Source organism: Algoriphagus sp. NF (assembly GCF_028823735.1).
In the GTDB taxonomy this organism is placed as follows: Bacteria; Bacteroidota; Bacteroidia; order Cytophagales; family Cyclobacteriaceae; genus Algoriphagus; species Algoriphagus marincola.
In genome coordinates this window covers 1-16,139 of record NZ_JAPEIB010000017.1, presented here as the reverse complement: position 1 = coordinate 16,139, position 16,139 = coordinate 1, and the positions used below count along the sequence as shown (strand labels likewise).

14 protein-coding genes are annotated in these 16,139 nt (G+C 41.8%); 5 read left to right on the top strand and 9 right to left on the bottom strand.

Annotation, left to right across the window (positions count from 1 at the left end):
• Positions 1–2: 2 nt before the first annotated feature.
• The 6 genes from OU792_RS09865 to OU792_RS09840 all read right to left on the bottom strand — a co-directional run bounded on the left by OU792_RS09865 (position 3) and on the right by OU792_RS09840 (position 6,296).
• Positions 3–167, bottom strand: coding sequence for a hypothetical protein (locus OU792_RS09865; protein ID WP_274670068.1), 165 nt, complete (start codon positions 165–167; stop codon positions 3–5).
• A 5-nt stretch (positions 168–172) separates the two neighbouring features.
• The gene (locus OU792_RS09860) at positions 173–499 is read right to left on the bottom strand and encodes a hypothetical protein (RefSeq protein ID WP_274670067.1); all 327 of its coding nucleotides are present in this window, start codon (positions 497–499) and stop codon (positions 173–175) included.
• Between the two features lie 61 nt (positions 500–560).
• Entirely contained in the window at positions 561–854 is a 294-nt protein-coding gene (locus OU792_RS09855; protein ID WP_274670066.1) for a winged helix-turn-helix domain-containing protein, read from the bottom strand.
• Between the two features lies 1 nt (position 855).
• The gene (locus tag OU792_RS09850; RefSeq protein WP_274670065.1) at positions 856–1,470 is read right to left on the bottom strand and encodes a hypothetical protein; all 615 of its coding nucleotides are present in this window, start codon (positions 1,468–1,470) and stop codon (positions 856–858) included.
• Between the two features lie 353 nt (positions 1,471–1,823).
• Positions 1,824–3,080 (bottom strand): cation:proton antiporter, encoded by a 1,257-nt coding sequence (locus OU792_RS09845; RefSeq protein ID WP_274670064.1) that lies wholly within the window; start codon positions 3,078–3,080, stop codon positions 1,824–1,826.
• 135 nt (positions 3,081–3,215) lie between these two features.
• Complete coding sequence (locus OU792_RS09840; RefSeq protein ID WP_274670063.1) at positions 3,216–6,296, bottom strand: VPS10 domain-containing protein; 3,081 nt, start codon at positions 6,294–6,296, stop codon at positions 3,216–3,218.
• Between the two features lie 237 nt (positions 6,297–6,533).
• Between OU792_RS09840 and OU792_RS09835 the strand changes: the two genes are divergently transcribed.
• The gene (locus OU792_RS09835; RefSeq protein WP_274670062.1) at positions 6,534–7,193 is read left to right on the top strand and encodes a hypothetical protein; all 660 of its coding nucleotides are present in this window, start codon (positions 6,534–6,536) and stop codon (positions 7,191–7,193) included.
• A gap of 172 nt (positions 7,194–7,365) precedes the next feature.
• Here the strand turns inward: OU792_RS09835 and OU792_RS09830 are convergent, their stop codons facing one another.
• A complete protein-coding gene (locus OU792_RS09830) occupies positions 7,366–8,556 on the bottom strand; it encodes an esterase (protein WP_274670061.1) in 1,191 nt (396 codons plus the stop codon).
• Positions 8,557–8,641: 85 nt separating this feature from the next.
• Positions 8,642–9,661, bottom strand: a complete 1,020-nt coding sequence (locus OU792_RS09825; protein ID WP_134202751.1) for an alpha/beta hydrolase — start codon at positions 9,659–9,661, stop codon at positions 8,642–8,644.
• 146 nt (positions 9,662–9,807) lie between these two features.
• Between OU792_RS09825 and OU792_RS09820 the strand changes: the two genes are divergently transcribed.
• Positions 9,808–11,160, top strand: coding sequence for an amidohydrolase family protein (locus tag OU792_RS09820; protein ID WP_134202750.1), 1,353 nt, complete (start codon positions 9,808–9,810; stop codon positions 11,158–11,160).
• A 68-nt stretch (positions 11,161–11,228) separates the two neighbouring features.
• Here OU792_RS09820 and OU792_RS09815 read toward each other — a convergent pair whose 3' ends face one another.
• Entirely contained in the window at positions 11,229–12,089 is an 861-nt protein-coding gene (locus OU792_RS09815) for a hypothetical protein (RefSeq protein ID WP_134202749.1), read from the bottom strand.
• Positions 12,090–12,214: 125 nt separating this feature from the next.
• On the opposite strand from OU792_RS09815, the gene OU792_RS09810 reads away from it, so the two are divergent.
• From OU792_RS09810 to OU792_RS09800, 3 genes are all read left to right on the top strand, one after another.
• Entirely contained in the window at positions 12,215–12,820 is a 606-nt protein-coding gene (locus OU792_RS09810; RefSeq protein WP_134202748.1) for a hypothetical protein, read from the top strand.
• A gap of 187 nt (positions 12,821–13,007) precedes the next feature.
• Positions 13,008–13,883, top strand: a complete 876-nt coding sequence (locus OU792_RS09805; RefSeq protein ID WP_134202747.1) for a carbon-nitrogen hydrolase — start codon at positions 13,008–13,010, stop codon at positions 13,881–13,883.
• Between the two features lie 2 nt (positions 13,884–13,885).
• Positions 13,886–14,962, top strand: coding sequence for an agmatine deiminase family protein (locus OU792_RS09800; RefSeq protein ID WP_134202746.1), 1,077 nt, complete (start codon positions 13,886–13,888; stop codon positions 14,960–14,962).
• Positions 14,963–16,139: the final 1,177 nt, after the last annotated feature.

The following is a 16,139-nucleotide window of genomic DNA, read 5'->3' as shown; positions in this document are numbered from 1 at the left end:
ATTTAATGATTCTGAGTTTCTGCTTTTCTGGCAGTATGAAATTGATATGGCTTAAAATTCGTCTTGAAGTTTAGATAGTTGTTGCTTCGATCTTCATTCTTCCGGCTTCCAGCGTGGTGAGCAAAACGAATTAGGGTAGTGGTCAGATTTCGGATATCTATATGCATGATTTTCAATTCCAATGTCCTGTAATGGCAAAGGCAGTTACGGCACTTATCCAAAGTGAAAAGAAATAGAAAATGATACTGAATATCACCGCTATTAATTTTTTATTTCCTTCGGGAAACCAATGAAATCCCATCAAATAAAAGAATAAGCCACCACCAGCACCACCCAAAGGGATGATGACTAGAGGATAATACATCCAAGATTCGAATAGATCTTCTTTCATAAGGATAATGAAAACCAACCAGGCCAAAGGAAGGCTTGCACCTAGTACAGCTGGGAGTAATAAGTCTTTTAGGTTGCGAGGAAGAAAGGGGGCTTGATTTGTGTTCATGATTTTAGATTTTATTTTAAATGAAAGTACTTTGTATTTCAAAGTGAATGGATAAATTTTTTTAGTTTTTGTTTTCTTTGATCAATTGCTCCAGAAAATCCAAATGATCCTGAAAGGCTTTTTTTCCTGATGCTGTAGCCGAATAATTGGTTTGCGGCTTTCTGCCCACAAATGTCTTTTCTACGGCTATATAGCCTTGGTTTTCCAGGTTGCGAAGGTGAGATGCAAGATTCCCATCTGTCACTTCCAGGGTTTCTTTAAATGAATTGAAGTCATACTGCTCATTGACCATCAGGATGGACATGACCCGCAGTCTGACGACATTTTCAAATGCTTTATCGTAATTCCCCTTCACCTTAGCGATCGTATTTTTGGTACATCAAGGCGCCATATACCACATGTAAAATTCCGAAACCAGAAACCCAAAACCACAAGCCATAATCAGGAAAGAAGGCTGACATTATTCCCAAGATCAACTGAAAGAAGCCTAGTTTCTGTATTTCCCCTAAGGTAAAATTAGAAGCAGCAACTAGACCCAAACCATAAAAAATCAATAGGTTGGCAGGAATCAATTGGAAAGCTGATTCATGAATCAGCGCAAAGGTGAAAAGCCCACCAACCAAAACGGGAATAAACAGCGCTTGAATAAACCGCTTACTGGCACTGTTCCAAAACACCTGTGATTTCTGTTTGCTTTTTCGCTTACTGAGTAGCCAAGCGGTGCCAACAGCCAATAAGAGAATCGAAATTGCCAGGAGTAATAATCGGGGCAATAAGGAGGAACTGTTCAATAGTTGGCTTGAATCGCCCCATTGGCTTTTTGGAAAATAAAGCCAATACCAGGCGATCCCGCCACCAATCAATGCATAAATTCCAGCTAGTACACCCGATAGTCCACTTAAAGAAAGGAAACGCGTGCTGCGCTCCATCATGGATTTGATCTCAGCTAATTCTTGTTGGGGATTTTTCATTTTAAAAGTACTTTGTAATGCAAAGTAAATGAAATTTTACAAAAAAATATTTGGCTACATGATTTTTTTGAAATCGAAGCTGGACTTCTCCCCGCATAGTTTGCTCTGTTTTTGGGAAAAGCTTATTGATTACATCATTTAATGAATGTCCGTTTTCTTACCAGGGCTGAAATTTCGCGGTAAAAATTCTGCGAAATTGATCGATTTATGCTATCATCCGTCATCTGACATCGGACATCCGACTAGGTTAGCAAAGAAAATTCGGTTATTGGAAACATTGCGGATAATCATACTTTATTTTTAAGCAATCAATTTGCTGATTATCAATTGATTGTATTCTATAAAAATCTCTGTTAAGCATTGTTTACTCCAGATTTGGAAATGACTTTTTTGACCAAGGGACCGATGGATAATCCTTGAACGATGATGGAGAAAATCACAATGAGGTAAGTAATGGTCAAAAATAATTCTCGTCCCATCTGCGGCTCGAGTGAAAGCGCCAAGGCTATGGAAATGCCACCCCGGATTCCTCCCCATGTCATAATCAGATTCGTTTTTGGGATAAAGTCCAACTTCTTTTGAAATAGGGAAACTGGTCCAGAAAGGGCAACAAATCTTGACAGAAGCGAAATCACGATTCCAAATACTCCAAAAATCACATAGGTGCTATCCAGCGAAACGATTAACAATTCTAAGCCGATCAAAACGAATAAAAGGGCATTGAGCAAAACATCAATTAATTCCCAGAATTTATCTACATAGTTTTGAGTATTGGGCGACCAAGCGATTTCAGGGGACTTGTTGCCAATGAAGATTCCCGCCACGACCACTGCGAGAGGCCCTGAAACATGCAAATAATGCGCTAAAGCCGATATTCCCATCACTAAAGCGAGGGTGATCATCACTTCGGTCTCAAAATTATCGATGGCTTTCATCAGTCTGAAAGCCAACCAACCGGCAATCAACCCAAGAGCTATTCCTCCGATAACTTCCTCAACGAACAGCAGTCCGACATCTCCAAATGACATCGAGTCCAGGCCTTGTTGGGCGATTTTGAAAATCACAATAAAGACAACAACACCCACTCCATCATTGAAAAGTGACTCGCCGACGATCTTGGTTTCTAGTTTTTTTGGTGCATTTGCTTCCTTCAAAATCCCTAAAACTGCAATCGGGTCAGTGGGGGAAATCAGTGCTCCAAATAGCAGGCAGTAGATGTAATCAATGGGATAGCTGAATGCCTGAAATAAATAATACATCAGCGTCCCTATCAAAAAAGTGGAGATGACTACACCGATGGTGGCGAATAACGCAATGGGGCCTTTTTGTCTTTTGAGCGCGTCTAGTTTGGTATGGAGTGCCCCAGCAAAAAGTAAAAAACTCAGCATCACATCGAGTAGAACCGTTTCAAAATCGATGGAGTTGATCAATAAATTGGCTTCCTCTAAGATGAAGGGATTAAAAGATCCCAGTATATACACCGCAATGGTGAAAACGATGGCGATGATCATCAAGCCTATCGTGAAGGGAAGCTTCAAGAATTTGGTATTGATAAAGGCAAAACCAGCTGAAAGAATGGTCAAAATCGTGATGATATTGAAAATGTTCATGTCGATCTAGATTTAAGAATTCCAAAATACAAGCAATTCTTGAATGGACTTTATATTTCGGTGAGAAAGATGCAAACAAAAAAAGCACTGACCTGTCAAATGTCAGTGCTTTGTGAAAACTCTCAATTTTGGGACCTATTGAGAAACTGTCAATCTATTTTCCTTCTTAAGTCCGCGGTTGATTTTTGGAACGGTATTTTGGATTACATCCTCTTGTTCTTCTCGTAGTTTAGTCCTCATCGATTGGTAGTAGTCAAACTGTGACTTTTGATCTGCTGTCCAAGGTCCGATATAGTCACTAATTTCAGAGTATAATGACCGGATTCTCCGACTCAATTCTCCGTATTTTCTGCTGATTTCTTTCAGTGGAGCCGCAGTATTTTCATCGTAAGAGATTCCTTCTTTTTCTAATTTTTCGAGTTGGTCATCCAGTTTATTGATGGCTGTTTGATCCTCAGCTACCTCGGCATAAAGAGCCAAAACCTCCATTTGGGAGGCGGTCCATTCCTTTCGGATATCTATCGGAATATTCAATCTCGGATCATCGCTGACCTGAAATTTTTGCTCCTGTGATTTTCCATTGACTTCCAGTTTGGCAGTGTAGAGCCCAGGTAAAACATAAGGACCTGAGATTCTACCTCGTCTTGTGCCTGATGCCTCTGTTTGGTATCGCAGGTTCCACATCACCCGATGCAATCCTGCTTTAGTTGGTGCTTTGACTTCATCCACCATTTTTCCATTCGCATCAAAAATCGTCAGTTTGATCGCATCAGGGGAAACTGATTCTCGAAGATAGAAATCAATAGCTGCTCCGAAATCAGGATTTTCGCCTCGGTAGTACATATCTCCTGTATGCGCTCCATCGCGAGTGTAATTGATGATTTCCGCCTCAGCGATGGAGAAGAGTGCGGCATCCTGCCTTAGGACCTCAGGAGTCATTTCCTGAAGTGCATTTACATGGTCAAGAATCCATACCCCCCGTCCATGTGTACCCAAAACCAAATCATTATCACGTGGATGAATCACCAAGTCATTGAATGGGAGAGTAGGCATATTGCTTTTGAGTTCCACCCAATTCTTTCCCTGATCGATACTAATGAATAGGCCAAGCTCTGTTCCCAAATAGAGTAGATTCGGGTTTTTCGGATCTTCTCTTAGGGTTCTGGCAACTCGATTTTCCGGTAGGTTCCCCTCTATGGATTTCCAGGTTTTACCATAATCATCGGTTTGATAGATGTAATTATTGAAGTCATCATTCCGGTAGTTATTGATGGCGACGTAGGCCCTTCCGGCTTGGTGGCTGGATGTTTCGATGGTATTGATCCAAGTTTCTTTGGGTAATCCCCCAAGTTGGGAAGTTACATCATTCCAAGTCTGTCCATCATCCCAAGAGACTTGAAGCAATCCGTCATCTGTTCCTGCATACAGCACACCGGGTTTGAATAGATCCTCGGCCACAGCGGTTAGGGTGGGGTAGTAGGGGATTCCATCATCCAATGAAGCTGTGTTTTCATCAGGTCTTTGTCCCATAATGAGGAGTTCTCTACGATTTACTTGGGTTGTCAAATCTCCCAGTGAAGTCCAGGTCGCTCCATTGTCGGTACTTTTCCAAAGGACATTGGTGCCGGCATAGATCGTATTGGGATCATGATGTGAGAGGAAAAACGGACCGTCCCAGTTGGCAGGCGCCATGGCATTGCCAAGTTCCGGTTCCGGGATCCCAGGACCCCAGGCATCCCAATTTCTTCGGGCACTGATTTTTCCTTGAGGGTCGCCTGGACGGATATCCTGACGTTGTCCCGTCTTCATATCGAGTCGGGAAAGTCCCAAGTATTGTGATTCGGTATAGACTACATTCGGGTCATTTCGATCGACTAGGTTTAAGAAACCATCTCCGCCTCCCAGTCGTCTCCAGTCCTCATTGATAATTCCGTCAGCTCGGTAAGTTTCGCTTGGGCCTACCCAGCTTCCATTGTCCTGAAGGCCTCCGTACACATTGTAAGGTTTGGCATTGTCAACGGCAATTCGGTAGTATTGGCTGACTGGTAAATTGCTAATAAATAGCCATTTGATACCTCGATCATACGATATTCCAATCCCTCCATCATCTCCTTTGATGACATGTCTGGAGTCTTTTGGATTGACCCAAAGAATCCGATCGTCTCCATGGAGGGTTTGGCGAGGAGCGATGAATGTTCTACCGCTATCACTGGAATAGCTATACTGATTCATCATGTAAATGCGAGACTCATCGCTGGGATCCACCAATGGCTGGGAAGCGTACATGGGTCTTGGATTCCAATCACTCATGAGTTCCCAGCTTTCTCCTTTGTCTTTGCTCCGGTATAATCCTGCCCGACGCTCATTGTAGGCTGTGGAGGCGTTGTATTGAAAGCCTTGCTCCAAGGAAATGTAGACTATTTCAGGATTGCTTCGATAGATGGAGATCCCTATTCGGCCATAATCCCCTTCAGGTAGTCCGTTTTTCAGTTCTTTCCAGGTTTTGCCTCCATCGGTAGACTTGTGAAGTCCACTTCCAGGTCCTCCACCATGAAATCCATAAGGTCTTCTTCTTCTTTGATAGGTGGCTGCATAGAGGATGTTTGGGTCTGAAGGGTCCATGGCCACGTCTGTGACACCGGTATCTTCATTCACATAAATGATTCGCTCCCAGGTTTTGCCTCCGTCCTTGGTTTGGTAAAGGCCTCGTTCCCCATTGGGTCCCCAAAGGTGACCGATGGCAGCGACGTATGCGACCAAGGTATCCGTGGGATGAAGTACAATTCGACCGATATGATGCGAGTCTTTTAATCCTACATTTTCCCAAGTCTTACCGCCATCATGTGACTTGTAGACACCATCTCCCCAGGAAGAGCTTTGGCGATTGGCTCGCTCTCCGGTGCCGACCCATACGATATTGGGATGTTTTTGATGAAGAGCGATGGCACCCACTGAGTGAGTTCCTTCATTTTCAAATATAGGTTCAAAAGTGACCCCATTGTTTGTCGTCTTCCAAACGCCACCTGTCGCAGTGGCAGCATAGAAGGTGTAAGGATCTGATTCGAGTACGGCAAGATCTACTATTCGCCCACTCATCGTCGCAGGTCCGATATTTCGGAGTTTTAGCCCGTTAAGTAGTTCGCTTGTTAGTTCTTGGCTTTGACTTGTCATCGAAAAGCCTAGAAAAAGCAGGAGTAAGAGGTATCTATTTTTCATATGAGAATCTTTGTACTTAAGCTGGAAATTAAGCAGCCTGTGTCAGAGTACAAATTCTTTTTGAGGAATGGTGGCTTCTAGATATGTCCAAGGCTCAAATCTAAGCCAAAGCTAATTCCAATAATTTTTCTCCTAAAAGGTAAGGACTGTATTTAAAATCTGAATTTAGGGCAAATGCCGTATAGGCAATAAACTGCTTTTCAATCAATTTTGACGAGGATCTAACTATGACAAAAAATGAAAAAAAGGCTTTTTAACTGGATTTGGATTCTTGCATTTGGGTTTGTAATGATCTCCTGTACGGAGGGGGAAGATATGGAGCCAGATGATAATCAGCAGTTGACGAATGACTTGAATTTTCCCTTTACACTTTCGGGAGATGAAAGTCGCTATGTAATGGAAATTGACGGGGTGGAAGTGAGTAATTATGCGGAAATTCTCAATACACTAAATACGGACAAATCGATCTCTGTCAATATGTGGGGACCAAGTAATGATTTTAATTTTGCTGGCTTCAACTGGATACCTTTGGGTACCGGAACCTATGAGGCTGGGCATGATTTGGGTCCTGGTAATGGTACTTTTGGAAACAATCTTTTTATGATGGGATTTGTGAAGAAAGAGGGAACCAAGTATTACGCTTATTCTGCACATGATTATGGTTTTTTGGAGGAGGAGCGAATTCCAGAATCTTCTGCCACCGTCAAAATCATCACATTTGACGGAAAGCAGACGACTTACAACTTTATGAATGGGACTTTTAGCCAGTTTATTGGTACGGTGGAAGGTCAGTTTGCCGGTACATTCAAAACGAAAGATGGCAAGGAAGTAAAAGTGACCAAAGGGCAATTCAGAATTGTCCAAAAGCTTCCTTCGGGAGCGGAAGAGGTTGAATGATAAAGGGCATTAAGGATTGATATTCTCCCAAATAGAAATTACTACATTTAAAATTTGTGGTTGAAAACTCTAGTGATTATGGCACGAAGCTTATTTAGTGCTTGACCTTCCAATAAAAAACGCTGCCTTTTTTGAGGCAGCGTTTTTAGCGTTGGTGGTTGTTTGATTTTTTTTAGAAAAGCTGCGGAGCAAATTGACTTAAATAGACTCGCCAATTTCTCCAAGTATGTCCTCCTTCAGATTCTACATATTCGTAGGGCATATTCATTCCGTCCAGTTTGGCTCGATAAGCAGTATTGGCATCGTATAGAAAGTCGGTTTTTCCGATAGCGATCCAGTAGAGTTTGTAGCCATTTTCCATTTGGACTTGCAGGGTTTGATCAAAATCGCTGTAAACCTTTCCAGTAGCATCTTCCCGTGGCATAATAGCTGCAGAGAAAAGGCCGATATAATCAAAAGTATTTGGATAGTATCTGGAAATATGAAGCGTATGGAAACCTCCCATTGAAAGGCCTGCAATAGCGCGATTTTCCTTATTCGCTTTCACCCGATAATTGCTCTCCACAAAATTGATAATATCCTCAAAAGCTCCTTCATAGGTTCCATCCATGGTTTTGGGGATCATGAATTGTGGCTTGTAATAATTTCTACTTCCCTCCCCGGGAGCTCCGTCCTGAATCACATTACCATTTGGCATCACGACGATCATGGGTTTGGCTTTTCCCTGGGCAATCAGGTTATCCATGATTTGGGCAGTACGGCCCAAGGATATCCACGCTTCCTCGTCTCCACCTGCTCCATGTAATAGATAAAGTACAGGATATTCTGCAGATGATTTTTCATAACCCGGTGGTGTATAAATCGTGATTCTTCTATCCATATCCAGTCCCGGGGAATCATACCATCTCCTGGTGACAGATCCGTGGGGGATGTCATTGGTTTTGTAGAGTTCGGCATGTCCGCCTCCGATGATAAAAATATTCGTAGAGCTTGCTACATCACGGATTAAGAATGGATTGTTTGGGTCAGTGGTTCGAAAGCCATCGATCAGAAAAGCATAATTGTAAAGCTCGGGGCCTAGTTTTTCGGAAGTGTAGCTCCAGAGACCATTTTCATCCTTGGTCAATTCTACTTTACCGGGACCGTCCATTTCTCCCATGGGCGTTTCCATCTTTACCGTAGGTAAAAAGTCCCCGGTAATTTCTACCGCATCAGCATTGGGAGCAAAAAGGCGGAATGTAACTGAATTGTCTTCATGGATTTCAGGAGAAACAATTTGCTGAGCGTTGAATAAGGCTTCCTGAGCGGTCGAACTCAAGGCAAGCACAAAAAGGAAATTGGAGAGAAGAAGTAATTTTTTCATGGAATTTGTTTCTATTGTTTCATTTTGGAAAAATAGGAATTCAATTTCAGAAAACCTAGATGTCTTTTTTGGGCTAATGGCCTTTTTAAAAGGCTAGGCTTTCAGAAAAGAAAGGTAAAGCCTTGGTTTTGATGCGTTCGGCAATACGGTTGAGGTGATCGCCTTCATAGCTTTCATAGAAATGAGGAATCTCGTAAGATTCCAGCAGCTCGTGCAACTTTTTTGTGGCCTCACTGATTCCTCGGTCCTGAAGTCCGGCATCCATTCCGATTGCCTTGAATTTTTTCAGATTCAAAATGTACTGATCTACAAAGTTAAGGGTCCGGTTTGCGATTATTTTATTGATGACTTCTTGCTGGGGCTCCCCATCTTTTGCTGGAAGATCAAGGTAGAGTGGTGGGTTTTGTGGATTGGGTGCAAAAGCTGCCGAAGTAGCCAAAGCCGCTATTTCGAAGAAGGAAGTTTCTGCCAGTTGATCTGGAGTAAGTCTTTCGAGCTTTTTCATCAATTCCGGATTGGTTGACGCTGCTCCATCCATACAGCAAGGACTCAAGGCATAAATAGCCGCATAGATATCCGGATTTTTCATACCTAATCGCAAGGTGCCGTAGCCCCCCATGGAGTGACCGGCGAGTCCTCGGCTATTTTTGTCCGGGATGGTTCGGTAGTTTTTGTCCATGTAGCTGACCAGCTCTTGGGTGACGAAGGTTTCCCAATCTCCTATGGTAGCCGAACTCGCATACATGCTACCTTTGAATGTGTTATATGCATTGGGCATGACCACAATCATTTCTTTGGAAAGTCCGGCTGCTAGGGATTGCTCAATGACATCTTGCAGGTTAATCCAGTGGTCTTCCCAGCCAAACCATTGAGAATCGGTATCGGTAAATCCGTGAAGCATGTATAGCACGGGAAAACGCCGGTCTGAATTAGAGGCATAGGAGGGAGGAAGGTAGACAGTCACATCTCGTTCGGCAGGATCGCCGATGAGGTTGCCTTCTAGCGCTTGACTATGGATTTTGATACGTTCTTTAGTTCCTTTTTGAGCATTTACAAAGGAGAAACTCATCATCACTAGAGCGGTGAGTAAAAGTAGTTTTTTCATGGTTTTAATGGGTTTAAGGTTGATTAAAAGTAGGTTTTATCGGGAGATTGGCAAAGGGGATTTATAAAAGATGGATTTATACTGATATTCGCTTTTTTGATAAAGATTTACTTAAATTCAATCGTCTAATATTTTTAATTTCACAAATGAAAAAAATCATCCTCCTTTCGCTTTTTCTGATTTTTACCACATTCCCAGCTTTTTCCCAATATCAGATAATCACCGGAGGCTGGGTTTATGATACCGAGACTAAGGCCTTTAAAAAGAATTCGGCCATTTATGTGGTCAACGGCTTATTTGGAACGGGCAGTGAAAATATTACCAACTGGCAGGTCAAAAAGCTTTCCGATGAGGATTATATTCTGCCGGGTTTGATCGACCTGCATGCCCACTATCGGGTAAGCTATGAGGGGAAGGCCTATGATGATACGGTAGCGATGCCAAAGATTTTTCTGGCAAATGGAGTCACCAGCACCTTTCCTGCCGGGGAGATTGAGCCAGAGAAAATGTGGGATTTGCAGCAAAAAATCGATGCAGGACAAATCCCAGGGCCTAGAATACTCCACTCGGGTCCATACTTTGGCACAGCAGCACCCGATTGGAACCCGGATATTTCAGAGTCTCAAATTAGGCAACGAGTCGATGAGTGGGCCGGACGGGGAGCTTATGGTTTTAAAGCCAAGGGTGTAAATGCAGAGCAACTCAAAGTATTGATCGATCAGGCTCACAAACACGGACTGACTGTCACCGGGCATTTGAATTCCGGCTACCGAAACTCCGTCAATCCTCAGGAAGCCATTGAAATGGGAATTGATCGTGTCGAACATTTTCTGGGTGGAAGATTATTAGCGGATTCTGTAGACGCCTATCAAAGTTTAAAGTCTCTAGATCACTCAGATCCAAGGTTGGATGAGATTATTCAATTGTATATCGATAATGGGGTTTACTTTGACGCCACTTTGGCTACCTATGGAGCAATTGGCATGGTTGATTCGCCCATTTTCTTTGACTTCGCGATTGAAAATGAATATTTCACCCCTTTTACTCGTGAGATTATTCGATCCAAAACAGCTTCTGCCTTTAATGAGCTTTGTGCTTTGATCTATCCGGTAAAGCAACAAACACTCAAGCGCTTTTATGATGCCGGTGGCTTAATCACCGTAGGTACCGACCGACCCTTACTTTTGGATAATTACCTGGGTGGAGGAATAGGTGGGTTTTTTATCCATCGGGAAATGGCAGCCATGGTTGAGATCGGGATTTCCCCGGGAGAGGTGATTTATTTAGCTACCCAGCAAAATGCAGAGGCCTTGGGAATTGCGGATAAAGCAGGGAGCATCAGCCCTGGAAAATGGGCGGATATGATGGTCATTCGGGGAAATCCTATCGAAGATATCAATCGAACCCGCAGTGTACACACGGTGATCAAAGGGGGGAAGTTTTATTCCTCGCATGACCTGAAAAATGCCGCTAAGGGGAAGCTGGGGCCGGTGGAGTAGTTTGGGTCTTGAGATGACCTTCCTTTGTGAAAAATCAAAAGAAGTTTGGCTCAAGGGATATTTTTAGATTATTGCTGACTATTTTTTTCAAGATATCTGGTTTGGAGCACCGGTTCTTCTTCATCACTTATGAGCTTAAATAAAATTGGATCACTCAAAATCCGGGAAATTGGAATTTCCTTTCCATCAACTTTGACTAGTTGACTAATCAGCCGGATTCCATGGCTGTAATCCACGTACCAGTCCACGTGCCCTGCATAGACTGGCTGTATGGGTTTTCCATCCAATTGATGCCATCCATAGATGATTACTTTATTGGATAAGTCACTGAGTTGATGGGATAGAATAATGTCCTTTTTGATTCCGGCGATTAGTTGTCCGTTTTGCCCACCTGCTTCCTTTTTTTGCAATTCGATCTGGTTGTTGTGATCGACAAATTTTTCTACGCTTTCATTTTGATTGCCCACAGGTTTGTAGAAAAAAGGCGATAGTTTGATAGTTGCATTTTCATAAAGATGATCACTGATTTTTGCAGTAATCAACGATCCTCCAAATAAATCGGCAAGTTTTTGAGCTGTATGAGGATTCATGGGGATTCGGCAATAATCTTCATTTGAACCTACCGCTAAATAGTCGGGCATAGCCTGGTAAATCACTTCATGCTCTTCTCCTAATGCATCTTTAAAACTCCCCTTCAATATGACCGGTTTTCTTAAAAAATCAGGCAAATTACCTGAAGATAAGACCTTATAGATTTCCTCCTCTCGCTCAGAAAGAGGCAGGGATTTGATTCGGTGCATAAACTCTGAACCCCCTTCTGCATTTGCTTTTCTTTCAGGAATTGTAAGGAAGGTTTCTTTGATTTGGCAATAAACACTTAACGAAACAAAAATTGTATTGACTAAGATTAATGTTAGCTTTTTCTTCATGGGATAAATATGAATCATTTCATATTTCAAACTGATTTGAAAATAAATAATTTTTTCAATGAAGTTTATAGGATTTAAAGATTGGATATATTTTTTTTGTATAAAAATCTAACTAAACTACCATAATGAAAAATTATCGCAAAACTCAAATTTGGAATGTAGGTTGCCTTCTAGTTGCTGTTTTCCTTTTTGCCTGTACTGAATCTGAAGACCCTCAAATTCCTGTAGAAGAAGAGCTAGAAGATTCACTTTATTTCGATATAGAAATTGATGGAAAAAATTTCCGTGCTGAAATCCCTGAGGTAGATTTGATACCAAACTCAGGATTTGAAAAAAACAATTCAGGTGAACCTGGGGTAAATGCCTTGTTTTATAATTATTTTGGTAATAATATTTCAATTGTTTTGAGCCGGGATTGTGGTCCGGATAAGAATAGGGACTGTGTTGATTTATTGATATTCCCATCGAATCCTCTGAAAGTAGGGAAATTTGAAAATCAAACTACACAAGGTTTATTAGTAGGTGGTGATTCCTATGCTTTAAGCTACTCTGGCCCCAATATCTCACCAGAACCCACAGATCAAACAATATTAATGGAGATCACAAAATTTGATGAAGAAATTAGTATTGTAGAAGGTACTCTTTCGGGAAGTTTTTACAAAGCAGGTGATACAACTCCAATACTTTATCCATTTAGTGCAAAGTTTAGGATTTACATTCAGAAGTTTTGATCTTTTGTTTATGAAGTATTTCTATTTTCTAAGTAGGTATCCTAATAGCAATAGAATTTAGTGAATTAGTAAAAGAGAATTCGATAATTTTTAAATTTTCAAATTTTTCAATTTTCCAATTCCAAATCCCATTTGCCATTCCCTTTTCACTCCCGTACCTTTATGGCAGAAATTAAACCCTTCAGCCGTGTCAAATAAAAACGTCAAAGTAGGTCTCGTTCAGCTCAGTTGCTCTGGGGATGTGGCCGAAAATATGAAGAAAACTATCGCAGGAATCCGTACTGCCGCCCAAAAAGGCGCTCAAGTGGTTGTCCTGCAAGAACTTTTTAGATCGCTGTATTTCTGCGATGTGGAGGATTATGAAAACTTCAAACTCGCCGAAGCCATTCCCGGCCCTTCGACGGAATCTCTAGGTGCTTTGGCCAAAGAATTGGGTGTGGTGATTGTCGCTTCCCTTTTTGAAAAGAGGGCTGAGGGGTTGTATCATAATACCACGGCAGTTCTTGATGCTGACGGAACTTACCTTGGCAAATATCGGAAAATGCATATTCCTGACGATCCGGGCTATTTTGAGAAGTTTTACTTCACCCCGGGCGATTTGGGTTATAAGGTTTTCCCAACCAAATTTGGCAAGATCGGCGTGCTGATCTGCTGGGATCAGTGGTATCCGGAGGCGGCTCGTATTACTGCTTTGAAAGGCGCAGACTTTTTGGTGTATCCTACGGCTATCGGCTGGCATAAGGATCAGGACCAACTCACCAATGATGAGCAATATGGCGCTTGGCAAACCATTCAGCGCTCCCATGCCGTTGCTAATGGAGTTCCGGTAGTTTCAGTCAACCGTACAGGCGTAGAAGGTGAGATGCAGTTTTGGGGAGGATCTTTTGTAGCCAACTCTTTTGGTCGGGTGGTGTACAAAGCCCCTCACCTGGAGGAGGAAGTGCATGTAGAGGAGCTGGACCTTACTGGGTCGGATCGATACCGTACGCATTGGCCTTTTCTCCGAGATCGCCGCATTGATAGTTACGAACCGATTACCAAGCGTTACCTAGACGAGGAATAAAGATGGCTGATGTATTTGAATTGGCTCGATCTGGAGCAGCGACTCCAGCTGAGTTGGGCTATTATTTTCCAGCGGAATTTGCACCTCAGGAATCCATGTGGCTTAGCTGGCCACATAAGGAAGAGTCATGGCCAGGTAAAATTGAGAAGATTTTTGCGCCCTATTCCCAGTTTATCAAGGAAGTAGCCAAGGGCCAAAAAGTCAATATCAATGTGGCGGATGAAGCCATGAAGGCTTTTGCTTTGGCACATCTGGAAAAAGCCGGAGCGGACCTGAGCAAGATATTCTTTCACTTTTTCCCAACGAATGATGCTTGGTGTAGAGACCATGGACCTGCCTTTCTGATCAACCCTAAAGCAGTACAAAAAAAAGCCATCGTCAAGTGGAATTACAATGCCTGGGGAGATAAGTATCCTCCTTATGATTTGGATAATCAGATTCCCATCCGAATAGCAGAGGAGTTGAACCTTCCCTGCTTCAAGCCAGGTATTGTCATGGAGGGCGGTTCGGTGGAATTCAATGGAAAAGGAACACTTTTGACCTCGACGGCTTGTCTCTTGAATGAGAACCGTAACCCACACCTCAGCCAAGCTCAAATCGAAAAATACCTCTGCGATTATTATGGAGTGAAGCATATCCTATGGGTAGGAGATGGCATTATCGGGGATGATACGGATGGGCATATCGACGACATCACCCGTTTTGTGAATGAGGATACCGTGGTGACCGTGGTGGAGGAAAACAAATCCGACGAAAACCACGAGATTCTGGCCGAAAACCTTGAAATGCTCAAGAAGATGAGTCTGGAAAACGGCAAGCAGTTGAATATTGTAGAGCTTCCCATGCCCAGTCCGGTAATTTGGGAAGATCAGCGGCTTCCTGCTTCCTATGCCAATTTCTACATTGGGAACGAGGTGGTGGTGGTGCCGACTTTTCGGGATAAAAAGGATCAGAAAGCTCTTGATATCCTGAATGATTGCTTTCCGGAAAGACGAGTAATTGGAATCGATAGTACGGATATCATCTGGGGATTGGGGAGTTTTCACTGTCTAAGTCAGCAGGAGCCTGCGGTGCAGTAGGTATTTTACTATTACCTTGGCGAAAAGGGGTCGAATCAAGCGGAGAGAAGTATTCCAATTGAGTCTTAGGTTGTAAATGGTAAGTAGTAAGCAGTAGGTGGGTTGAAATGAGAAAAGGGGTAAATTGTAGGCATTTGGTTTGCATTTGACACATATCACGATTTTTGAGCCAGTTTAAATTCAGAAGGTTAATTCTTCGAAAATTTTTAGAACGTGAATCAGAAAACTGATTTCTTTAAAGGATGATTTCTTTATTTTCCTACAAATAGATATTTCCGCTAAAATTATCGTTGGGTTTTTCCAAGAATCGAAAATAATTTAAAAATAGTTGAAATTCGATGAAATATTTTTGTTAAACACATTCTACTACAATTATCAACTGTTTTTTTTTTTTTTTTGACTAATTCGGAATTTTATTCCGAAAAAACCCGTTTTTCAGCTTGTACTTTTCTAAGAATTGGAAGGTTCTGATCCTAAGGGATTTGGAAGTGTGAACTAGAATACTTAAAATCAACCATTCATTTAATTATTTCTAACAATTAACCACTTGATACTATGGAAAAGATGAAAAAATTGATTAAATTTTGTTTAGTTATGCTGTGTTCTTTTGGGTTTTTTATTACCACTAATGCTAATTTGCTTTTTCCCCCATACTACAAATTTGTGGCATGTCAAATTGTGAATGAGATGGGGGATGTCACTAAGTATGGGAATAATTGTGAATTTGGTAATAAAGTTTGTATTCCTAATCCATGTGGTGAAGGTTTTTCTGAATAACTTAATTTTAATATTATGAAAAAGATATTTTTGAGTTCAATAAGGTTTGCTTTGGTGACTTTAATGTTCATATTTATGTTAAGCAATCGTTCAGAAGCTCAGAGCATGTTTGACCAAAATAAGAAGCTTGTTCAATGTTTTGTGATTTATCAAGGGGATGTAATCCAGATTGGTAACGATTGTGATTGGGGCTCAAAAGAGTGTCAGAGAAATCCATGCACTCCTGGGTTAGGGGAATAATGTTTTGAGACAGAAGGATAGTAACTTCTGTCTCAAATTTAATATTAGATAAATAGAAAAATGAACAGAGCGACCTTATTGTATTTCATCATTTTTACGTTTGCTTGTGGTGAATCAGTAGATAAACATCATTCTTTTGATAAAGAGTTGCCCTCAATTA